The 22,834-nt window shown below is 58.8% G+C and carries 17 protein-coding genes; 10 read left to right on the forward strand and 7 right to left on the reverse strand.

Features of this window, described 5'->3' with window-relative positions:
- Nucleotides 1-99 precede the first annotated feature (99 nt).
- The 4 genes from GGD50_RS17425 to GGD50_RS32785 form a co-directional block, all read right to left on the reverse strand.
- Complete coding sequence (locus tag GGD50_RS17425; protein WP_183938591.1) at nt 100-2,061, reverse strand: MacB family efflux pump subunit; 1,962 nt, start codon at nt 2,059-2,061, stop codon at nt 100-102.
- Between the two features lie 3 nt (nt 2,062-2,064).
- Nucleotides 2,065-3,387: an efflux RND transporter periplasmic adaptor subunit gene (locus GGD50_RS17430; protein ID WP_246451277.1), complete on the reverse strand. Its 1,323-nt coding sequence runs from the start codon at nt 3,385-3,387 to the stop codon at nt 2,065-2,067.
- A gap of 4 nt (nt 3,388-3,391) precedes the next feature.
- The gene (locus tag GGD50_RS17435) at nt 3,392-4,906 is read right to left on the reverse strand and encodes an efflux transporter outer membrane subunit (protein WP_183938592.1); all 1,515 of its coding nucleotides are present in this window, start codon (nt 4,904-4,906) and stop codon (nt 3,392-3,394) included.
- Between the two features lie 219 nt (nt 4,907-5,125).
- Nucleotides 5,126-5,461, reverse strand: coding sequence for a hypothetical protein (locus tag GGD50_RS32785; RefSeq protein WP_246451279.1), 336 nt, complete (start codon nt 5,459-5,461; stop codon nt 5,126-5,128).
- A gap of 700 nt (nt 5,462-6,161) precedes the next feature.
- On the opposite strand from GGD50_RS32785, the gene GGD50_RS17445 reads away from it, so the two are divergent.
- The gene (locus GGD50_RS17445) at nt 6,162-8,030 is read left to right on the forward strand and encodes a diguanylate cyclase (RefSeq protein ID WP_183938594.1); all 1,869 of its coding nucleotides are present in this window, start codon (nt 6,162-6,164) and stop codon (nt 8,028-8,030) included.
- 294 nt (nt 8,031-8,324) lie between these two features.
- On the opposite strand, the gene GGD50_RS17450 is transcribed toward GGD50_RS17445, so the two are convergent.
- The 3 genes from GGD50_RS17450 to GGD50_RS17460 form a co-directional block, all read right to left on the reverse strand.
- Nucleotides 8,325-9,665, reverse strand: a complete 1,341-nt coding sequence (locus GGD50_RS17450; protein WP_183938595.1) for an MFS transporter — start codon at nt 9,663-9,665, stop codon at nt 8,325-8,327.
- A gap of 386 nt (nt 9,666-10,051) precedes the next feature.
- Nucleotides 10,052-11,236 carry a LysR family transcriptional regulator gene (locus GGD50_RS17455; protein ID WP_183938596.1) on the reverse strand — a complete coding sequence of 395 codons (1,185 nt, stop codon included), beginning with the start codon at nt 11,234-11,236 and terminating at the stop codon, nt 10,052-10,054.
- Nucleotides 11,233-12,141 carry a DUF1932 domain-containing protein gene (locus tag GGD50_RS17460; protein WP_183938597.1) on the reverse strand — a complete coding sequence of 303 codons (909 nt, stop codon included), beginning with the start codon at nt 12,139-12,141 and terminating at the stop codon, nt 11,233-11,235. Before GGD50_RS17460 ends, GGD50_RS17455 begins: the two co-directional genes overlap by 4 nt.
- Nucleotides 12,142-12,304: 163 nt before the next feature.
- On the opposite strand from GGD50_RS17460, the gene GGD50_RS17465 reads away from it, so the two are divergent.
- The 9 genes from GGD50_RS17465 (at nt 12,305) to nhaA (ending at nt 22,818) form a co-directional block, all read left to right on the forward strand.
- Nucleotides 12,305-13,039, forward strand: a complete 735-nt coding sequence (locus tag GGD50_RS17465) for a PIG-L deacetylase family protein (RefSeq protein ID WP_183938598.1) — start codon at nt 12,305-12,307, stop codon at nt 13,037-13,039.
- A gap of 24 nt (nt 13,040-13,063) precedes the next feature.
- Nucleotides 13,064-14,029, forward strand: coding sequence for a VOC family protein (locus GGD50_RS17470; protein WP_183938599.1), 966 nt, complete (start codon nt 13,064-13,066; stop codon nt 14,027-14,029).
- The gene (locus GGD50_RS17475; RefSeq protein WP_183938600.1) at nt 14,029-14,700 is read left to right on the forward strand and encodes a 4-carboxy-4-hydroxy-2-oxoadipate aldolase/oxaloacetate decarboxylase; all 672 of its coding nucleotides are present in this window, start codon (nt 14,029-14,031) and stop codon (nt 14,698-14,700) included. Before GGD50_RS17470 ends, GGD50_RS17475 begins: the two co-directional genes overlap by 1 nt.
- A complete protein-coding gene (locus GGD50_RS17480) occupies nt 14,693-15,748 on the forward strand; it encodes a 4-oxalomesaconate tautomerase (protein WP_183938601.1) in 1,056 nt (351 codons plus the stop codon). The genes GGD50_RS17475 and GGD50_RS17480 overlap by 8 nt, the downstream gene beginning before the upstream one ends.
- A gap of 210 nt (nt 15,749-15,958) precedes the next feature.
- Nucleotides 15,959-16,888, forward strand: a complete 930-nt coding sequence (locus GGD50_RS17485) for a substrate-binding domain-containing protein (RefSeq protein ID WP_183938602.1) — start codon at nt 15,959-15,961, stop codon at nt 16,886-16,888.
- Between the two features lie 16 nt (nt 16,889-16,904).
- A complete protein-coding gene (locus GGD50_RS17490) occupies nt 16,905-19,049 on the forward strand; it encodes a methyl-accepting chemotaxis protein (RefSeq protein WP_183938603.1) in 2,145 nt (714 codons plus the stop codon).
- Between the two features lie 380 nt (nt 19,050-19,429).
- Nucleotides 19,430-19,855, forward strand: coding sequence for a hypothetical protein (locus GGD50_RS17495; protein ID WP_183938604.1), 426 nt, complete (start codon nt 19,430-19,432; stop codon nt 19,853-19,855).
- 779 nt (nt 19,856-20,634) lie between these two features.
- Nucleotides 20,635-21,474 (forward strand): hypothetical protein, encoded by an 840-nt coding sequence (locus GGD50_RS17500; protein ID WP_183938605.1) that lies wholly within the window; start codon nt 20,635-20,637, stop codon nt 21,472-21,474.
- A 156-nt stretch (nt 21,475-21,630) separates the two neighbouring features.
- A complete protein-coding gene (gene nhaA, locus GGD50_RS17505; RefSeq protein WP_183938606.1) occupies nt 21,631-22,818 on the forward strand; it encodes a Na+/H+ antiporter NhaA in 1,188 nt (395 codons plus the stop codon).
- Nucleotides 22,819-22,834 lie beyond the last annotated feature (16 nt).

Below are 22,834 nucleotides of genomic sequence, written 5' to 3' on the forward strand. Positions count from 1 at the left end.
CCGTCAGACGCCCCCAACATGAATGGCGGAGCCGGTTCTTCTTTTCTCAAAAAAACAGATGGCTTGTCTTGTGGGATCGGACTTCTGATCAGCCCGCAATCAATCTCTTGAAAGGGCTGCCACGGGATCGAGTCTCGAGGCGTTGCGCGCCGGCAGGTAGCCGAAGGTGAGGCCTATCGCGCAGGAACAGGTAAATGCGAGCGCGATGGTGCTTCCCGAATAGACCATGGCGAAGTTTGACGCCAAGCCATTGAAGGCAAGGCCGAAGCTGAGCGCAAGGGTCACTCCAACCGCACCGCCCAGGAGGCAGACCAGCACGGCCTCGATCAGGAATTGCTGCAATATATCCTGACGACGGGCGCCGACGGCCATGCGAACGCCGATCTCGGCGATGCGTTCGGACACCGAGACGAGCATGATGTTCATGACGCCGATGCCGCCAACAAGCAGCGAGATGACGGCAATTGCCGAGACGAGCAAGGTCATCGTCCGCGTCGTGCTTGTGATCGTTTGCCGGATGTCATCCGTGTTGAGGGTAAAGAAATCCTTGGTGCCGTGACGGCGTTCCAGGAATTGTGTCACTGCGGCTTCAGCAGTCGAACTTTCGGTATCGTCATTGACGCGTACGGTGATGCTGCGCAGCGACATGTCGCCAAGGAACCGTGCCTGCACGCTGGTATAGGGAAGATAGATCGAGAGATTGTCGCTGGCTCCGAAACCACCCTGCTGAGAGGCGATGACGCCGATGACACGGATGGGCACTTTGCCGACGAACATCACCTGCCCGGTGGGATTGAGGCCCTTATCCGTAAACAGGGTTGTCGCCGTATTCTGATCGATCACCGCATCCTGCACCATCCGTCGCACGCCGTCGGCGTCGAACAGCCGGCCGGCGACAAGCTTCGAACCCTTCACCGAGAAATAGGCATCGCCAACGCCGTTGATCAGCGCGTTGGCCTCCGTCGCGCCGAACCGGACTGTGCTGCTGGTCGAAACGGTCGGCGTGACGGCACCGATATAGGTCAGTTTGGCCAAGGCATCGGCATCGGCAACCACCAAGGTCTTTATGCGTCCCGAACGGGTATCTCCGAAGCTCTTGCCAGGAAAAATCTCCAGCGTGTTGGTGCCGAGACTATTGATATTGGCCAGCACCTTGCGCTGCGATCCTTCCCCGAGCGCAACGACGCTGACGACCGAGGCGATGCCGATGATAATGCCGAGCATCGTGAGGAAGGCGCGCAGCCGATGTGCTTTCAGGGCAAGGACCGCCATGAAGAAGGCCTCGCGCAGCCGGTTGCCCAGCTCACGCCAACCGCCGCGGGAATCCATCTTGGGCGCGGAGCGGTGATTGTGAGAATCCCGATTTTTTTCACCGGTTGTGCGCCCGTCGGCGACGATGCGGCCGTCCGATATCTCGATGACGCGTTGCGCGCGGGCGGCGACCTTCATGTCATGGGTGACGATCACGATGGTATGGCCTTCGGCATGCAGCTCGGAGAGAATGCCGAGCACTTCCTCACCGCTTTGCTGATCAAGCGCGCCGGTCGGCTCGTCAGCGAGGATGACATTGCCATTGTTCATCAAGGCACGGGCGATGGAGACACGCTGCTGCTGGCCACCGGAAAGCTGACCCGGCTTGTGTCCGGTCCTGTCACCCATGCCAAGACGGTGGAGAAGTGCTGCGGCGCGGGCATGCCGTGCCTGGTTGGGCTGATCCGCATAGATTGCCGGAACCTCGACATTGCCAAGCGCGGTCAGTTCGGAGAGCAGATGATAACGCTGGAAAATAAAGCCGAAATGCTCTCGCCGCAGCCTTGAAAGCGCATCGCTGTCGAGCCGATGCGTCTCCGAGCCGCCGATCTCATAGGTGCCGGCGGTGGGGCGATCGAGCAGGCCTATGATGTTCATCAGCGTCGATTTGCCGGAACCGGAGGGGCCGACAATGGCGACCATCTCTCCCTCGGCAATCGATAGATCGATGTCCTTCAGCACCGCAATGATGTTGTCGCCGGACTGGTATTCCCGGCCGACGCCCTTCAGCTCTATGAGTGGAGCGGCCATCGCTCAGAACCCCATAGGCGGTGGCGGTCCGCCGCCCATGCTGCTTTTGGTGGTGGTCGTGCTCGCTTCGCCGATAACGACGCGTTCGCCTTCCGAAAGGCCCGATTGCACCTCGGCGGTGACATTGTTGTTGAGGCCGATGGTGATGTTTCTGGAAGCCTGTTTGCCGTCCGGGTCGACCACCTGCACACTATAGGAGCCGTCAGTATCCTTCGCGCCAAGTGCCGAGGACGGAATGATCAGCGCATGTTTGGCCGCGCCGAGCACGATATGGACCTCGGCCGACATATAGGTGCGGAAGCGGTTATTCTGGTTCGGCACGGCGAAGATGCCGTTGTAGTAGATCGCCGAAGACGATGAAGAAGAGGTCGTGCTGCTGCTGGATGAGGTCGTGCCGGAAGACGTGACGCTGCTGTCGCTGGTGATCGATTCCGGCGCCGGCTCGATCGATTGCAGCACGGCGTCATAGCGGGTGGAGGGATCGCCGAGGATGGTGAAATAGACCGGCTGGCTCACCTTGACCTTGACGATGTCGGCCTCCGATATCTCGGTGCGGACGATCATCGTGTCGAGCTCGCCGAGAATGACGATCGTAGGAGCCGACTGGGCCGCATTGACGGTTTGGCCTTGCTGATTGACGATGGCAAGCACGGTCCCGTCCATCGGCGCGGTGATGCGCGTATAGGATAGATTGGCCTGTGCCGTCTCCACCGCAACCTCCGCAGCCATGATCTGTGCGTCGATCGCAGCGATCTGGGCGGTGATCTTCTCGACGCTGGCCTCGGCACTATCGAGATCGGCCTTGGAGCCGGCTTGATTGCTAAAAACGGTCTGCTGCCGCGTCAGCGTCACTTGCGCATTGGCAAGATCGGCTTCGCTTCCCTCACGCTGCGCTTTGACATTGGCAAGCGAGGCCTGGGCTGTCCTCAGATCGTTGTTTTGTGTTGTGGAGTCGATCTCGGCAATCAGCGTATCCTTCTTGATCTCATCGCCGAGCTTGACATTCAGCGCGGTGATACGCCCCGAGACCTGTGCGCCGACGGCGACGAGCTTGCTCGGTTTGAACGTGCCCGAGGCAAGCACGGCTTCTTCGACATCGCCCCGTGTTACCATGGCGGTGATGGCGGATGGGCTTTCCTGGGCAAAGAGACCGCCGCGAAGCAGCAAGGCACCGGTGCAGGCTCGCAGGGTTAACGCTGCCAAGGCTAGTACCGGACGCCTAAACCGCTTGTTTTTCGACGTGCCCAGCGGCCGCACACGCAGCACGGTTCCATCAGCCTGTTTCAGTTCGGTTCGTGCCCTCATCGGGTCTGGAAAGTTCAGCATGGAATTATCTGGCTGCGGTCAGGTGCGGACCACTGTCGGTGTCGACCACGGCGGGTTCGGAGGTGTCGACCTCGCCCTCCCAACCTCCACCGAGGGCCTTGTTGAGGGCGACATAATCGGTTGCGATCGATGCCTGGCTCTCTATCAGTGCTTCTTCCGCACTGTAAAGTGACCGCTCGGCATCGAGCACATCAAGGAAATCGGTTACACCGGCTTGATTGAGCGTGCGGGATAGGTCCGTTGCCCGGCGATAGGAGATGGCCGAAGAGCTGAGCTTGCCGTGTTTTAGCCGTTCCTGCGTCAGCGATACCACTGCATTTTCGACGTCTTCCATGGCAGAGAGAACCGCAGATTGGTAGGCGACGTAATATTGGTCGCCTTGCGCCTTGGCGACGTCGACCGCCGCCTTGAGCTGGCCGCCCTGAAAGATCGGCACGGTGAGCGACGGCCCAAACGACCAGCCGATGGTCGATTTCTTGCCGAGATCCGAAATGCTGGTCGCGGACGATGCGATATCGCCCGTGAGCGAGATCGATGGATAGCGATTGGCTTCCGCCTGGCCGATCTTCGCTGTGTATTGAGCGAGCTGCCGCTCGGCGAGGCGGACATCGGGCCGGGAGTTCAGGATATCGGCGGGAATGCCGGTCGAAACCGCGATCCTCGGATTTGGGATCGGGCCGCCCGTTTTCAACCGTTCCTCCAGCGCTGCCGGCGGCTTGCCGAGCAACACGCTCAATCGATGGACCGCCGTGGCATAGGAGATTTCATAGGTCGGGATGTCAGCTTCCGTGCTGCTTGCCAGCGCGTCGGCCTTGGCGGTATCGACGCCGGTGGCGCTTCCGGCCTTGTATTCGGCCTGTGTCAAAGCCGCGGTCGTGCGCTGCGAGACGGCGGTGCGCCGCGCAAGATCGCGCAGCGTCTGATATTCGCGGGCCTGAACATAGTAGGAAGCGACGTCGCCGACGAGGGTTAACATCGTATCGCGCAGCTCTTCCTCGGCAGCGTCGACACCATATTTCGCGGCCTCTGCGGCGCGCTTATTGCCGCCGAAAAGGTCGAGCTCCCAGCTTGCATCGAAGCCCGCCTGGTATTGCGAATAGACGGTCGCCTCGGAACTTGTGTCGGAGGCCGCCGTCCTGGTCCGTGTAGCCGATGCCGTTCCCTCAAGAGAGGGTAGGAGCGCACCCTTCTGTTCACGGTAGCTGGCACGCGCTTCGCGGATCTTCGCCTTGGCCGAAGCGACATCGAGGTTCCCCGCGACCGCCTCCTCGATCAACAAATTGAGCGTCGGGTCCTTGAGCTGTTTCCACCACTGCGACAGTTCCGCAGGCTTGGCGGGTTGGCTCGAGGACTTGTTGCCCCAATGCGGCGGCATTGTAAGATCTGGCTTACGGTAATCTGGCCCGACCACGCAACTGGTCAATGTCGCGGAAAGCACGATAGAAGCGGCAATGCTCGGAAGCCGTTTGTGGGTATGCGAACATATTTGCAAAGTGGGTATCTCTGGTTTTCTGATCATCCGCACCCGTTTTCGCTGCGGCGCAGACATAAGCGCGAAGATATCCGTGAAGAGGTTGGTCCGGGGATGCCGGGCGGGGCGCCCCGGACCTTTCGGCCGTTTTACGGGCCACTCCATCCAACCGACAAGGATCGCACGAAACGCGTCCGGGGGGCCGGTCCTCGTCGGATGGAGAAGGAGGTAAAATGGATTATCCATAAAGGCGGAAAGCCTTGGTTTTTAATGGAACCCGTGAGGAGGGCCTGGATCGAGCGACCGTTCGGCATCCTTAAGCTTCTGAAGCTGATAAGCCGTCAGAACGGTGCGAAGCGCAGCCGCCTTGTCTTTCAGCACGCGAGCTTTGACGGCCTGGTTCAATACGTGATCGGCGATCTCTTCGCCGAACAATCCGGACGGTTTCCCTGCAGCGGCATCGGAACCTGACGGTTTCGTTTCCGGCGCTGAAAAAGGCCCTTGCGGCATAGGGTGCGGAACATCGAGAAAGTCCGTCAGTGCGGCGGTATAGTCCCTCCAGGCATCAAGCTGGGCGACATGGATGCCGATCATAGTTTCCATGGCCGACAGTCTGCTTGCGAGTTCCAATGTGGGATCCGGATGAGGAGGAAAATCGCCAGGCATCCCGTGTGGCGGCGGGGGGAGGGGCAAGCCGTTCCCGAACGCCATCCCATGGCTGCCAAACCGGGGATCGCGACCAAAACCGGGGCATTGCCCTGGCTTCATCCCCATCCCTACGGGCAGAGATTCCGTCCTCTCAGCGCCGGCGGGGGCCTGTTCGACGGCCGGGATTGGCGGCTGTTCGGCAAGAGCCGGAACGTTCATGCCGCTTATGGCCGTTGAGATTAAAGTTGCGACAATACCCAAATGCCTCATGATCAGTGCCCTTGAATCTGCTTCAATTCACTGACGCAAGGCTAGTCGGCTCATATAAACGGCATACGTCTCTACGTTTCCGAGTGTTTCTTCGCGCAAGATTGTTGCGAACGAAGTTTGCTATGACCTCCTTAGCAAAAATTCATTACAAAAATTGTCTTCTTTTTGTTTGTCCTGGCTTTGGCCCGGACGGAAGTGAGCGCTTGAGAAACGTCTGCGATTCGTCGCCTATGTCGCGCTCCTGACAGTGGTGGCGAAGATTCCTCAGAAGAGCCGCATTACCAGTGTCTTCACGAGAGGGTTAGAAGAGCTGGTACTGCTGCCGAGATTCAGACTTCATCAAAGAATCCAGGCTAACGTCTTTTAAAATTTTGGATAAGTGATCGTGGCTTGGCAAGTTTTGATCGGCAATGTTGCTGCCGTCTCACTCCTCATTTCAGTGTGGATGCACCTCCACTACCGACTCTATCGGCTCTCCGAGGTTCAAGCCAAAATCGCCTTTGGTTTGATGATGGGGCTGGGAGCGATCACTTCCATGGTGCTCTCCATCGAGATCGATAGCGGTTACTATCTCGATCTACGCTCGACCTTGCTCGCCGTATCGGCAGTCTATGGCGGTCCGTTGGCTATCCTGGTCACGGGCTCGCTTACGGTCATCTACAGAACTGCAATGGGGGGAGCAGGAGTTCAAACGGGCCTGATCTCGATCATCGTTGTGTCGCTCCTCGCGTCGTCGGTGCATTTTCTGCTCCGCCGGCAGCCGATGAACCTAAAAAGAATTGTGGCCACAGCATCCACTGTGCCCGTGGTCACCCTGGCGATGGGCCTTGCCTATGGCGGTGAAGACTTCCCGATCACACTCCTCAGCTTCACCATTATAGGGTTTGTTGCAACCCTGGTCGCGGCCTCGGTGATAACCTATTTCCACGCCTTCACGGTCGAGCGAGACATTCTGCGAGCCGCACTCACTCAAGCGCCCGACCTTTATTATGTCAAAGACCACAAGAGCCGTTTCGTGGTCGCCAACCTGAACATCGCCCGAAATCATGGCCGTACGAAATCGTCGGAGATGGTCGGTCTGACCGATTTCGATCTCTATCCTCGCGAAAGGGCTCAAGCTTTTTTTGATCGCGAGCAGGAGATCATGTCGACGGGAGATCCGATGGTGGATTTCGAGGAGCCCTACGTGATCGAGGGTGGCCGAGAGCGCTGGTTCCTGACATCAAAGGTCCCTTTGCGAGATCGCCACGGCCATCTGATCGGGCTTGCCGGCGTGACGCGTGATATCACCGACAAAAAGCGCCTGACGCAGGAAGCCGTCGACAGCAAGAATGTGCTTTCGCAGGCGATGGCCGAAATGTCGGATGGGCTTGCCATGTTCAGTCCGGACGGCAAGCTGGTGTTCTGCAACGATCAGTACCGTACTGCATTTCCTCGCTCCGGATATGCCAGGCAACCGGGTGCCCACATCTCGGATATTGTCCGGGCCGTGGTGCGCAATGCGGAAAGGATCGATGTCAGCCCGGATGTCAGCGAGGAGTGGATACAGGCTTCCGCCGCGCAGCTTTTCCTCACGCGAGACACGGAAATTCCTCTGTTTGACGGGCGTTGGCTCAGCCTGCGCACCCGCTTGGCGTCCGATGGATCCGCGCTGGTCGTCGTCTCGGACATCACCTCGATGAAGCATTCCGAGGAGCAATTGAAGCAGCTTGCTCAGAAGATGACAGGGCTTGCCTACACCGACGCGCTGACCGGCATCGCAAATCGACGGGTATTCGACGAAGTGATCTTGACGGAGTTTACCCGAGCACGGCGCAACGGTTCTCCTCTTAGTCTGCTGCTGATCGATATCGATCATTTCAAGAGCTACAACGACACCTACGGTCATCTTGAGGGAGATAAATGCCTCAAGGCTATCGGCGACGTGCTCCGTTCCGTGGTCATGCGAACGTCCGACCTCGCGGCTCGTTTCGGAGGCGAAGAATTTGCGATCGTTCTGCCTGGAACGGATAGAGACGGCGCCTTAGCCCTCGCCGAGCTTCTGCGCTCCGCACTGCATCAACTTGCAATACCCCACAGGGCAAGTAGCAAATCGATCGTGACGACCAGCATTGGAGTGGCGAACATGTTCGATGGATCGACATTCGCAAGTGCAGTCGAATTGGTGGAGGCTGCCGACCAGGCACTTTATGATGCCAAGACGAAAGGCCGGGATTGCATCGCGGCCGCCGGCGACCAGGCAACGGCCGCGTAGTCAAAGGCTAAATTTGCCGTCAGGTCCGGTTCTCGGGAACAAAGGACGCGATCAAATGTTCGATGCGCGGTGAGCGACTCCCTTGGCTCGCCAACGCGCCGTTTCCCAGAGCGGCCATCAGAAGACTGTTTACGGAACGCTTCCGGTGTCAACGCAGCCTTCTATAAAACGCGGCAGGGAACTCGCCATGCGCCCTTCCCACTGTTCCCTGCCGTGTCTGACATCATCTTTTGAATAATATGGCTGTTCGCCGGCCCGAAAATTAAGGCTGCGTTGGTCGGGCCGGCAAGCGTTTCATCGAGTGGCTTCCTGTGTCCGCGGGGCGGCATGGAGTTCGTTCATGAGAATGGCGGCGGCCCCGATTGCCGCCGGAACGGCAAGCGCGCAGAAGATGCCACGGAAGTCCCAGCCAAAGCCGAGCAATACACCGCCGATCGAGGAACCCAGAATGCTGCCCAGCCGGCCGACGCCCAGCATCCAGCTCACGCCGGTCGCGCGGGCAAAGGTGGGATAGCGGCCGGGGGCGTAGGCGTTGAGACCGGTTTGGCCGCCGCTCATGAAGAAGCCGACGATGCCGACGATCAGCGCGAGGGCTGCGGAGGTCAGGCCGGTGAATGCGAGCGCGATCAGAGCTATCGCGCCGAGCAGATAGGACAGCGAGATCGCGCTCTTCGATCCCACGCGGTGCATCGCAAAGCCCACGACAACCGCGCCGATCGTGCCGCCGAGCTGGAACATGGCGGTCACATTGGCTGCGGTTTCGATCGGCATTCCGGCATCCTTGATCATGGTCGGCAGCCAGCTTGTCGTCAGATAGATGACCAGCAGACCCATGAAGTAGCACATCCAGAGCGACAGCGTGCGTATGATGAACGTGGGTGTGAAGAGGAGCGCAACCGGCTGTGACGCGGTCACCGGTTCGTCTTCCAGCGTAAATTCGGATACGGCTCTCAGATCCTGACCAGTCACGCCGGCGAGCTGATGTCGGATGCGATCGGTCGGAGCCCCGCGGACGACCATGAAACGGGCCGATTCCGGCAGCGCGAAAAACAAGATCACGGAAAGCGCGAGCGGCACGATGCCGCCGAACACCAGCACCGAATGCCAGCCGAACTTCGGAAGCAGATATGCGGCGACAAAGCCGATGATCGCCGAGCCGAAGTTGAAGCCGGTGAACATGATCGCCAGAAGAACGGAGCGCTTCTGCTCGGGCACATATTCAGACAAAAGCGTTGTCGTGTTGGGCATCGCCGCGCCGAGGCCGAGGCCCGTCAGGAAACGCAGCACGGCCATCTCCATGGGGCTTTGAGCAAGCGCGGTAAGCAGGCTTAAGACACCGAAGGCGAAGACTGAGCCGAGCAGGACCCGGCGCCGACCGAACCAATCGGAAGACGAGCCTGCAAAGATCGCGCCGATGGCTAGGCCAACCGGCGCCGCGGCCATTACCAGACCGAAGGCAGGCTTGGATATACCCCAGTCACCCGTGATAGCGGGAGCGAGAAAGCCCATAATGGCGACGTCCATGCCGTCGCAGAAGACGATGAGGAAGCACAGGACAGTCAGTGTCCATTGCATTCGCGACATCGGGCGGCTGTTGATGTAAGACCTGATCTCCAGGACGGTTGGCTGTGTCATGTGCTCCTCCGACATGATTGTTGCGCGTGTCCGCAGGAGGCTTGATGCTGAGCGTTCCGGATTCCCCATGCGTCGGTCCGCTCGAGGAAAATAGCTTTGCGAAAGCACTTGATCGACGCTCGCCGCCAACCTCCTCCACCCCTGCGCTTCGTTGACGGGCCAAGCAGTACGCGTCTTGCACCACAACCTCCAATCCAATCAGAGGTGCGCGGCATAAGGAGCGGCTATAGGGCGCCTGCCTCGCAAGCGGCTCGCAATATTGTGCTGCAGCTTGAGGACCAAAGGGATGGTCTGGCCTTCCGAGAGGCCGTGGTCATGCGGCGCCGGCATCACACGGCGCACATGCTGTGTTCGCATCCGTTCGAGGAGGAAGTCTTAAGGGAAGGCTATAGACGGCGACTTTGGGTGGCTTTTGCTTCCGCGCGGATATCGTCGAGAAAATCTGCTTGAGCGGCTGTCGGCAGCCACCCCTTGCGTTTCGTGATGCCGATCGGCCGTTCGGTATGGCCTAGATCGAATGGCAGGGACGTCATTAGGCCGCGCTCGATTTCCGCCGCCGCCTGGCCGCCCGAAACGAAACCGAGATGGTCGCTCTGGTCGAGCAGTTCGCGCATCAGGATCAGCGAGCTGGATTCGACCACGCTTTTCGGTCCCTGAGATTGCCCTTGGAATAAGGCGTCGAAGTGGGTTCTGATTGGAGTGCCGGTCGTTGCGACCACCCAGGGATAGGAGGCCAGATCATCTATGCATATCGGGGATTTCCCGACGAGCGGATGGTGCTTGCCGGCGACGATCACGACGATGTCATTGAACAGCGTTTCCTGCTCGACGTCGTCGATGGGAAGCGGATTGCGCATCGCTCCGATCAGGAAATCGATCTCTCCGCGCCTCATGCCGCCGAGCAGTTCGGCATAGACACCCTCGACAACCTTGATCGGCAGCTTCGGCCGCTTCTTGCGAAACCGGGCGATGGCCGACGGCAGGATGAACGAGCGCGACAGAGGCATGCCGCCCACGATGATCAGTCCAGCCTCCTGCGCGCGGGCTTCGGCAAGGTCCGCCTCTGCCTGATGTAGTTCGGCGAGGGCGAGGCGGGTCGCATGCGCCAGGTTCTGGGCCAGGCGCGTCGCAACCGTCCCGTAGGACGTTCTCTCGAATAAGGGACGCGCGGCCTCCTTTTCAAGTTGGCTGACGGCGCGATGGACGGTCGGCTGCGCCACCCCGAGCCGCCGCGCCGCAAGCGTGAAATTCTCCAGCTCCCTGACGGCGACCAGGGCTTCCAGTTGCGCCGAAGTGGCGGTGACCTTGAGCCGGGGCGCAAGCTCCGCCAGCGCCGGATCAAGATAGGAGAAGGCGCGCCTCACGCGCAGAACCAGGAGCTTACCCTCATCGTTGACGAAGAGGCCATGCGGCGAACGCGAGAACAAGGCATATCCGAGCGTCTTTTCGATCTTTGATATGGCCTGCGTGACCGCCGGCTGGGATACGTGGCAAATCTCGGCGGCGCGCGTGACGGAGCCCGTTTCCACGACGGCCAGAAAAACGCGTAGGTGCCGCAGATTTTGCCTCATCGGATCGCCGTGGCTCCCTTGTCCCTTTCCTTATCCATCCGTTCGAGGATGCTGTCGGCGCGGCTTCCCAGATCATCGATATCCGCCGGCACGGAGAGCGCGGCAATCTCGTCCTGCCAGTCGGCGATGGCTGCCGACATTCTGTCCGGAAGTCCGAGATCGCGGACAGTGGCAGCGACCTCCCGCATCTCGGCCGCCCGACGCGCGCCATGCACCATCATCCGTTCGAGGTTGTAGGACGAGCGCTTGGCCCAATCTATCCCCGGGTCGGAGGCCTGCAGAGAGGCGATGACGGCATTCTCCACCCCGACGCGGCGAGCGGCGAGCATCGATTCCGCCGTCAGGGCCTCCATGCCCTTGATGATGACGGAACGCAGCATCTTGATCGATGATGCTTGCCCCACTTTCTCGCCTGCGGATTTCGGCTTCATCCCGAGATGTTCAAGCGTCTCGATGGCGGCTTCGGCATGGGGACCGGAAACCAAAAGAGGCGTGAGATGGCGTGCCGGATGCACGGGCGACATGACGGCGATGTCGACATAACGGCCGCCTGCCGCTTCGATCGCCTCGGCTGCGATAATTTTGGCGGATGGAGAGCAGGAATTGCAGTCGAAATAGAGCGCACCGGCTTCCAGCCAGCTAGCGGCGTTCCTTGCTGCTGGCAAAGCCTGATCGGCCGTGACGACGCTGAAGATGAGCCCAGCGCCGGAGAGGGCTTGCCGGGCCTCATCGGCATACCGGACATCGAATTCATCGCATGCTGCGACGATTTGGCTGGCACTGCGCGGGTCGGCGATCTTGATGTCATAGGCGAAAAAGACGGCGCCGTCAGGTCGTGTCCAGCCCGATGCAAATGCGCGTGCTGCTTCGCCGAATCCGATCATGCCAATCTTTAAGTGGTTCATCGTCCGCGATCCCCAGACCATTCAATCAAGCTATGCTCGCTTTAGACCGAGACCGGTCGCGTCGCCACTCATTATAGCCAAAACTTATGGGCAAGGCGTCGAAAGAAAATTGGCAAGCCGGCCGTTCGGAGCGACATACGGTTTGGAAAAACAGGAGGCTTCCATGTCCGACAAGAAAACCGCGTTGGTGATCAGCGCCCACGCCGCAGATTTCGTCTGGCGCTGCGGGGGTGCGATCGCGCTGCATGCCGACAAAGGTTATGACGTGACCGTCGTCTGCTTGTCCTTCGGCGAGCGAGGCGAGTCCGCCAAGCTATGGAAACAGAAGGACATGACGCTCGACCGCGTAAAGGCTGCGCGGCGTGCCGAATCTGAAAAGGCTGCCCAGGCGCTCGGCGTCCATGACCTGATCTGCTTCGATCTCGGCGACTATCCGCTACGCATGACAGATGACGACAAGTATCGCCTCGTCGAGGTGATCCGCAAGGTGCAGCCCTCCTTCATGCTGAGCCACTCGCAATACGATCCCTATAATACCGACCATATGTATGCCACGCAGGTCGCGCTCGAAACCCGCATGATCGCACAGGCCTGGGGCCACAATCCCGGCGAAAACGTCCTCGGTGCGCCACAGCTTTACCTGTTCGAGCCGCATCAGACGGAGCAGATGGGCTGGAAACCGGACGTGTTCCTCGACATCACCTCCGTATGGGATAAGAAGCGGGCCGCCATCGAATGCATGGAAGGGCAGGAGCATCTCTGGGAGTTTTATACCCGCGTCGCCCAAAACCGCGCCAACCACTTCCAACGCAATTCCGGCGGCCAATCCGGCGGCCGTGCGGCCCAATATGCGGAAGGCTTTCAGTCGATTTTCCCGCGTACGGTCGACGAGCTTTGATGACGCTCTCGGGAGGAGCTTAAAATGGAACCATGTTTCGATATCGCTCACCTCGCTCATGTCGAGATGTTCACCGACAAATATGACGAGAGCCTCGATTTCTTCGTCAATGTCTATGGATTGACCTTGGCGGGCGAGGACGAAAGCTCCGCTTATTTGCGAGGCTGGGACGACTACGAGTTCCATACCCTGAAATTGACGCGCCATGAGACGACCGGCATCGGCCACGTGGCCTACAGGGTTTCTTCGCCCGAAGCGCTTGAGCGGCGCGTCAAGGCGATCGAGGCGAGCGGTTACGATGTGCTCGGCTGGGTCGACGGCGATATGGGCCATGGCAAGGCGTTCCGATTCCGGGATCCTTTCGGCCATATCTTCGAAATTTATTGGGAGACGGTTCGCTACGATCCGCCGCCGGAAGAGAGGCCGAAGCTCAAGAATCTCGCCCAGCGCTATCATGCGCGGGGCTGCCATCCGCGCCGGCTCGATCACCTGAACCTGCTCGCAGCCGACGTATCCGAGTTCCGCAGGTTCATGCATACCTGTCTCGGATCGCGCGTGACCGAAATGATCCAGCTCGACAATGGCCGCCTCGGCGGATGCTGGTTCACGGTCAACAACAAGACCTATGACCTTGCCTGCACAGAAGAACACGGCGGCGGCGATGGGCGCCTTCACCATGTAACTTATGCGACCGACACGCGGGAGGAAATCCTGCGTGCGGCCGACATTTTCCTCGAAAACGGCATCCACATCGAGACAGGGCCGCATAAGCACGCAATTCAGGGGACTTTCTTCCTCTATGTCTGGGAGCCTGCCGGCAATCGTGTCGAGCTTGCCAATTCGGGTGCACGGCTGATCCTCGCACCCGACTGGCACCCCATCGTCTGGACCGAGACGGAACGAAAAAAGGGCCAGGCCTGGGGTCTGAAGACAATCGAAACCTTCCATACGCACGGGACACCGCCCGTAAAGAAGCAGGGAGACCATTGATGGGAGTCGTCGTTCAGAACATTTCGCGCGCTGAACCTGACCTGATCGAAAGGCTTGCCAAGGCGGGCGTCGCAACCGTTCACGAGGCGCAGGGCCGCAAGGGAATGCTGGCGAGCTATATGCGGCCGATCTATTCCGGCACGCAGGTCGCCGGATCGGCAGTGACGATTTCAGCACCGCCCGGCGATAACTGGATGGTTCATGTGGCAATCGAGCAGCTCCGGAAAGGGGACATTCTCGTTCTTGCGCCGACATCGCCTTGCGACAACGGTTATTTCGGCGACCTGCTCGCGACATCGGCCATGGCGCGCGGCTGCTGCGGCCTCGTCATCGACGCCGGCGTTCGTGATGTGCGGGACCTGACGCAGATGGGTTTTCCCGTCTGGTCAAAGGCGGTCTCCGCACAGGGCACCGTCAAGGAAACCCTCGGCTCGGTGAATGTCCCTGTCGTCTGCGCCGGCGCCCATATCGAGGCCGGAGATATCATCGTTGCCGATGACGACGGCGTCTGCGTCGTCAAGCGGGCCGAAGCGGCCGATGTGCTGGCCGCGGCGGAGAAGCGGCTTGCCAACGAAGAAGCCAAACGCAGACGTTTGGCATCCGGGGAATTGGGCCTCGATATCTACGGCATGCGCGAGGCGTTGGCGGCAAAGGGGCTCAAATATGTATGAGGAGGGCATCCCCTGTCTGTGGATGCGAGGCGGCACGTCGAAGGGCGCCTATTTCCTGACCGAGCATTTGCCGAGCGATAAGGTGGAACGCGATGATCTGCTGCTGAGGATCATGGGTTCGCCCGATCCGCGCCAGATAGACGGTATCGGCGGGGCGGACCCGCTGACGTCAAAGGTCGCCGTGCTTTCTGCCTCCACACGCCAAGACGCGGACGTGGACTACCTGTTCCTGCAGGTCTTCGTTGACCAGGCATTGGTGAGCGATGCGCAGGGATGCGGCAACATTCTGGCCGGTGTCGGCCCCGCCGCCATAGAGCGCGGTCTGGTGAAGCCGACTGGAGACCTCACCGAAGTTCGCATCCATATGCTCAACTCGGGCGAGGTCGCGGTCGCCAAGGTCGAGACGCCGAACGGGCGGGTGAACTATACGGGTGAGGCCTCGATCGCCGGCGTGCCGGGCACGAATGCCGCCGTTCCGCTGCTATTCACGAACATTGCCGGGACAATGTGCGGCGCACTGCTGCCGACTGATAACGAGGTCGATATCATCGATGGCGTCGAGGCGACCCTTATCGACAACGGCATGCCCTGCGTGATCATGCGGGCGTCGGACTTCGGCCTGACCGGCAAGGAAATTCGCGAGGAACTCGAGGCGAATGCCGCGGTCAAAACGCGGATCGAGGCCATCCGCATCAAGAGCGGACCGATGATGCAACTCGGCGAGGTCACGACCGCATCCGTTCCGAAGATCATCCTTATTTCTTCGCCTGCAAACGGTGGAGCGATCTCCACGCGCAGCTTCATTCCACACCGCGTCCATGCGTCCATCGGCGTTCTCGCAGCGGTGACGGTCGCAACAGCCACGCGCCTGAAGAATAGCCCGGCAGGAAAGCTGGTAAACGCGCCTTCAGACGGCCGCTACGAAATCGAGCATCCGACGGGAAGCATGGAAGTGTTCCTGGATCTGGACAGCCAGGAAGAGATAAAGGGAGCGGGCACGATCCGTACTGCCCGAAAGCTGTTCGATGGCAGGGTTTTCCCACGCTGAAGGCATTCAAGTGGGCGAGTTATATGCTGTCTTTTTTGTAAAGAGATATTATTTAGCGATAACGAAATAAAGAAATCTCTTACATGGAGATATATTCAAGAAGCCACGCATGTGCGTAAAGATATGCTTAAGGGCATTGGTTATCATAAAGTAAAATTTAACTAAAATCTCATTATAAGTCCTCAGTTCGGTGAACGCCTGGGGTCAATAATGAGAAAAACCTTACTTGCTGCTTTCGTGATGGCGATGTGCGCCTCCACTGCGAGCGCACAAACGATCGGTGTATTAATGTCCGATCTGGATAAATTCCGGGCGATGGTGCTGAACGGCGTCCTTTCGCATGGAAAAACGATTTCCGGGCTGAAGCTGGTCCAGCAAAATGCCAAGGGCGACACCGAGCTTCAGAAGAAACAGCTCCAACAGATGATCGCCGACAAGGTCGACGCCATCATCATTGCAGTCTCCGACGGCGACCTCGGACCGCAGATGACCAAGCTTGCGGCGGATGCCCATATTCCGCTGGTCTACATCAATAACGTTCCCTCCAACCTCTCCGACTTGCCGGAAAACCAGGTTGTTGTCGCGTCCGACGAAGCGGAATCGGGAACCTTGGAAACCAAGCAGGTCTGCTCTCTCTTGCAGGGTAAGGGACGTGTCGTGGTGCTGATGGGCGAACCCTTCCACCAAGCCGCCCGCGCCCGCACTCAGGATATCGACGACGTCATTGCCACGCCCGAATGCAAAGGCCTGCAGGTCGTCGAGCGACAAGCCGCCTATTGGTCGCGGGATTATGCCGATCAGCAGATGCAGGAATGGCTAACGGCCGGGGTGAAGTTCGACGCGGTTATCGCCAATAACGACGAGATGGCGCTGGGTGCAATCCGGGCCATGAAGCGCAATGGCATGTCGATGAAAGACGTCGTTGTCGCCGGCGTCGATGCAACCGACGACGCGCTCGCGGCAATGGAGGCCGGCGATCTCGATGTGACCATTCTTCAGAGCGCGGTCGGACAGGGCGCGACGGCAGTCGATGCGGCAATCAAGCTCATCAATGGCCAGCAAGTGCCGCGCGTCAACAACGTGCCGTTCGAACTCGTCACGCCCCAGAATATCGCCCAATACCTGCCGAAGAGCCAGTGAGCAAAAGAGGATTATGATGTTGCGCTTTTGGAATAAACTCGGCATCCGCGCACAGATTACGGCCGGTTTCCTGCCGCTGATCCTGCTCATGAGCTTGCTGTCGGTCAACGCGATTTCCGGTATGGGCGGACTTTCGTCCATCTTCTCCTCTTATCGCGGTACCGCGGGCCAGAGCCTTGCTATTTCGGATCACAGCAACCAGCTCCACGAAATCCAGATGTCGGTGGAAGCTTTCAGATCCAACCCGACACAGGAAATCGTCGACCGTTTCCGTGCAGGGGTTCAGGCATTTGCCGCCGAGGACCAACGCTTTGCCGGCAACAGTTCTCTGGAGACGGGCATGGCGACCATCCGTCAGGATGTTGACGCCTATGGCAAGGCTTTCGAGCAGGTCGTAACCCTCCACGCCCGGCGCGAGGCTCTGATCGCCAAGGTCACAGAGTTCGGTCCTTGGACCAGCATTGCGCTCAATGACGTGATGCGCAGTGCATGGAGGCAGAACGATGTGACGCTGCTGCATATGACCGGGGCAACACTCGAAGCCTTGAACCGTAGCCTCTATTTCTCTGAGCGTTTTATCCACTCCGGTGATCTGGCATCCTACGATACCGCACAGGCGGCGCTGAACGATGCCATGGCCTTGAACGACGCGGCCGCCAAAGCTGCAAAGGATGAATTGCAGCACAAACGTATTCTCGGTGCCGGTCGGCTCATGCAGAACTACACAGGCCGCCTTGGCGACGTGAGGGACGTGTCGCTGGCGGCCAACAAGATCCGCGACAGCGAACTCAACGTTCTGGCCCCGAAAATCGCCACTGGCTTCCAAGATCTGCAGGCGACTGTCATGGATGCACAGAAGGCTCTCGACGGTTCTGTCGATACGACGGTTGCGTCTGCGACCCGCTCGACGCTGGTGATCAGCGGACTTCTGATCGTGATCGGTCTCGTGCTTGCCTATTTCATTGGTCAGTTGATTTCCTCTGCTGTCCGAAGAATGGCATGGACAATGGAGCGCCTTGCCCGCGGTGACGACACGATGGCGGTCGACGGCACCGAACATCATCACGAGCTCGGCGCCATGGCACGTTCGCTGAAGGTCTTCCAGGAGACGGGACACGCCAAGATCATCGCAGAGGCCAATGCCGAGCGCGCTCGCCTTGCCGCCGAGGAAGAGCGCTTGCGCCAGGAAGCAGAGCGACTTTCCGATGCCCAGATCATGGAACACGCCTTCCAGCAGATTTCCCGTGGTCTCGATGCGCTCGCAAAGGGTGACCTTACCGTGCGTGTCGGTGAGGTTGACGGCCGCTACATCCGCATTCGGGATCATTTCAACAGCGCGGTTTCCAGCCTGGAAGAGGCCATGGGCTCCGTCATCCGTGCCGTCGGCACGATCAGATCGGGCCTCACGGAAATCTCCTCCGCATCCCACGATCTTGCCCGTCGTACCGAACAGCAAGCCACTTCGCTCGAGGAAACGGTCGCAGCGCTCGGCGACGTCACGCGGGGTGTCAACGGCACGGCGGAAGGAGCAAGTCATGCTCAGAGCGCCGTGGCGACCGCACGCGCCACTGCGGAGAATGGCGGCGCGATTGTCTCCCGCGCGATTGCCGCGATGACGGAGATTCAAAATTCTTCGTCCAAGATCGGCAACATCATCGGCGTTATCGACGAAATCGCCTTCCAGACCAACCTGCTCGCCCTCAACGCCGGCGTGGAAGCGGCGCGCGCGGGAGAGGCAGGCAAGGGCTTTGCCGTCGTCGCCCAGGAGGTGCGTGAACTCGCACAGCGCTCTGCGAGTGCCGCCAGGGAAATCAAGGAGCTGATCTCCACCTCCTCCGCCCAAGTTACGACCGGTGTGCAGCTTGTCGGCGAATCCGGCATTTCGCTCGAACAAATTGTCGAGCAGGTCATCGCCATGAGTTCGACTGTTGCCCAGATCGCCGTTGCGGCTCGTGAACAGGCAGCAAGCCTGCGAGAAGTCTCGGCTGCCGGCGACCAAATGGACAAGGTGACCCAGCAAAATGCCGCCATGGTGGAAGAAACCACGGCAGCCGCCCAGAGCTTGACCCAGGAAACCGAGAACCTCGCCGATCTGGTACAACGGTTCAGAACGCGGCATGCGGCGCAATCTGCGCATCGCCACTATGCGATGGCGTCTTAGTGCCTGGGCGATATAGCCTGTGAAATGTCTGAGCCCGCCGCGCGATAAGCAAGGCGGGCTCAAGCTCCGGTGACCCGCGTGAACACCTGAGCTGCGGCCTTGGAGACCGCACTAATAAATGAATGACGAGGAGCTATGTTCCCGCGATAGGCCCCGTGGGCGGCATGATCGACGTTATCCCGCCTGATCCTTGCGCGGGAAACCGCGCCTACTTCAAAGGGCTCGCATAGAGGCCATGCAAATGCGCGTTATGCATCCTTTTGACTCCTGACGCGTTCTCCTGTGATCCAGCGACCGTAGGAGAGATGGGATGTTCACGCGCGAGCGCACCGCTTCCGGAAACGACAACTGCGACTTGTTTCCCCATCAGGGAGGCAGCCATGAACACTTCTAACCGGCCGGATGGCTTTCGCACCCATGCCGAGTTGCAGGCTCATCTCGCCGCGCTCGAGGCTGATGCACCGGCGGAAGAAGGCGTTCAAAGCTCCATTGACGACATGGGCGCCGAACGACAGCGCCTTGACCATCTCAAAAGTGAGATCGCCAACCTCAGAGATGAGATCGAAAATCTGCGAGTTCGATTAGGTGCCGTTGCGCAGCAGACAACAACCGTCGTCAAATCGAACCTCGATTGGGCAGACGCGAGCGCGCACGCCCAGCTCGGCCGCTATCCATGGGCAAAACTGGCGGGCGCGATGGCAACGACTTTTATCTGTGTCCGACTGTTCAAGCGATTGCCGCTCGGAAGGGTCGCAAGCATGGCGATACCACTGATCATTGGTTGGCCCGATGAAAAGTCACGGTAGCAGTTCGATTGAAACGTCGCGGTGGTCTCGGCGGAGTTTTCAATCAGTAAGTATGTACTTATTGATTGTGCCTTCAATATCCGGACATGAGCAGCATCTGAGCTTAAGGTCGCACCTGGCTCGCCGTCAAAAGTGGGCTTTGAAGCTCTCGTGATCCTCTGCGAGCCAATCAAATCGTCCCGCAGGCCGCCGCGTGCTCAAGCGTCCGGAGGAAAATGCTCAGGTCGGGTCGAGCTGAACGTAACGCGCGAGACCCTTGTCCGATTGATTGAGGAGGGGCATCTGAAACGACGCAACGGTGACGGCGCAGCCGGATGCTCGACAAAACGGCTTCGATCCCATCTTATCACGACGTCCGAAGAAGGAGTTCCGTTCGGTCAATACAATCTACCGCTAGAATGCCGCCAATATCGCGTTTCTCGTTACCTATGATCCTGGGAAACGCATGCTGAATTTTGAGGGGAAGCGCGACGCTGCGAAGTTGGACACGATCGACTTGTTCGTTGTCGACGAGGATCGGTCAATTGCCCGGTTGGAAGAGGCGTTGGTGTCGTTGATTGAGAAGACGCCAAGGCGACGGTGAATTTTTTCGACTAAACTCGCGAAAACGGACATTGAACGCTCGTTGAGACGGATGAATTCGGCCATTAAACAGCAAAACTTGACGGATTAATGCTCTTAAGTGGTAAAAATTGACACGTACTGTCGGTGTCACGTTGTTAAGTCGCAAAAATTGCCAAAAATCGGTTCTTGAAGCGTTTTAAGGTGATAAATTGCCTGTGTTTGCTGAATTCGTTCTCTCCACAACGGCGACTTCCAAAACAATTGCGAGGGGTGTGGAAGCAAAACAGCTCCGTGGGCTCGGCGGCCGCTTGTACACGACTAACATGCGCGACGACCCTGAGCAGCTTGTGAAACGAAAGCTTTGGGACATCGTAGCTGTTTCGGTGCCGAACTCAGTGATCGTTGACAGGACAGCTTTCGAGCGAAAGCCCGCGGCCGACAGTTCTGTTTTTTTGGTTGGCCCAACAAACCGAGAGATCGAATTACCCGGAGTTTCGTTGAAGGTGCGCAAGGGTCAGCCTTTGCCGGAAGATGATCAACCGATGAGGTCTGGGCTTTACATCTCGTCGCAGGCTCGAATGCTCGTCGAGAATATGGTGCAGTCACGAGCGAGAAATGGCGTGGCTCGAACGGTATCACGTCAGGAAGTGGAAGGGTTTCTTCTTCAACGCCTGCGTAACGACAGGGAAACGGGTCTTGACGGTTTGGGTGTTCTACGGGACCGGATCAAGGCAGTCGGCAAAGCGCTGAACTTAGAATCCAATGCAACTGAACTAGACGGAATGATCGGAACATTGCTCGGCACAAAAGATGTCGAGCTTACGTCGCCATTGGCAATTTCTCACAAACTCGGAACGCCTTATGACAGCAAGCGTGTTAACCTATTCAACACGCTGCACGACGTATTGCGTGGTCGAGCACCGGCCGCACCTCGCCTCACGAGGGAACAGGATCAAGGATTGCTTCACGGTAAGCGGTGTGCCGCTGGCACATTGAATTCGCACCCCTATCAACATGCAAATGCGGCGCGGGTATTTTGCAAGGATCACGCTTGATTACTTGATGGCCCATATCTGGCCCATGCGGGTCGAATTTTGTAGAAATCAGGACGGATAGTCGCTAGATATTTCCCACAGCGCGTGCTGCGGTGCTGCGGGTTCCCCCGAAATCCACGGAGACTACGATCAACCTCTCACAAGGAGCGCGAACCCATGTCTTCGACGATGTCCAAGGGCCGCATTCAATCCACTCTCCGCCACTTTCTCGATAACGAGGCATCAGGCGGTATCATCCTGATGTTTGTTGCCGCACTGGCAATCGCGACAGCAAATTCGCCGATGGCGGACGCGTATTTCGATATCCTGCATGTCTATATCGGGCCGCTCAGCATCCAGCACTGGATCAATGACGCACTGATGGCGGTCTTCTTCTTGCTGGTGGGACTGGAAATAAAGCGAGAGATGCTAGACGGCCAGCTATCGACCTGGAGCAGACGTATCCTTCCAGGAGCCGCCGCCGCCGGAGGGATGGTGTTTCCGGCGCTGTTCTACATCTACTTCAACTGGAACGATGCGTCCGCGCTCAGGGGATGGGCCATTCCGACGGCGACCGACATCGCTTTTGCGCTCGGCGTGCTGTCGCTGTTCGGGAAACGTGTCCCGGCATCGCTGAAAATCTTTCTAGCCGCGTTGGCAATCATTGATGATCTCGGGGCAGTCATCGTAATTGCACTGTTCTATACCGCCGACCTCAACCTGCTGGCACTTTCCGGTGCGGCTATTGTCGTCGGCAACCTAATCATCTTTAACCGGATGGGCGTGAAAGCACTGTGGCCCTACTTGGTGCTGGGTGCGGTGCTCTGGGTTTTGGTGTTCTCATCCGGTGTCCATGCTACGCTGGCGGGTGTCGTATTAGCGCTGACGATCCCTTTGAAACTCACGCCGGGCACTCCGGAAGCCACGCACGCAGAATCTCCTCTCCATAAATTGGAGCACTATCTGCACAAGCCCGTTGCGTTTGCCATCGTGCCGATCTTTGGGTTTGCGAATGCGGGCGTCTCGTTTGCTGGGGTCTCCATGTCGGTCTTTACCGAGCCCCTGACCATGGGTGTCGCCGCAGGGCTGCTATTCGGGAAACTGGTCGGTGTTCTCGGCACCGTGGCAATCCTTGTAAACCTTAAACTCGCCGAGCTTCCTGCAAAAGCGAGCTGGGGACAGATGGTCGGGGTAGCTCTCTTGTGCGGTATCGGCTTCACCATGTCTCTGTTTATCGGATTGCTGGCATTCAACGATCCGAACGTGCAGGATCACGTGAAAATCGGTATTCTGCTGGGTTCACTGACATCGGGCTTGATCGGTGCGGTTTTGCTCACCGCATTTGGCCGTCGGTCCGAGACGTAGATCGGGTGCTCCACGG

The sequence above is a fragment of the Martinezella paranaensis genome (assembly GCF_014200235.1).
Lineage (GTDB): Bacteria > Pseudomonadota > Alphaproteobacteria > Rhizobiales > Rhizobiaceae > Rhizobium > Rhizobium paranaense.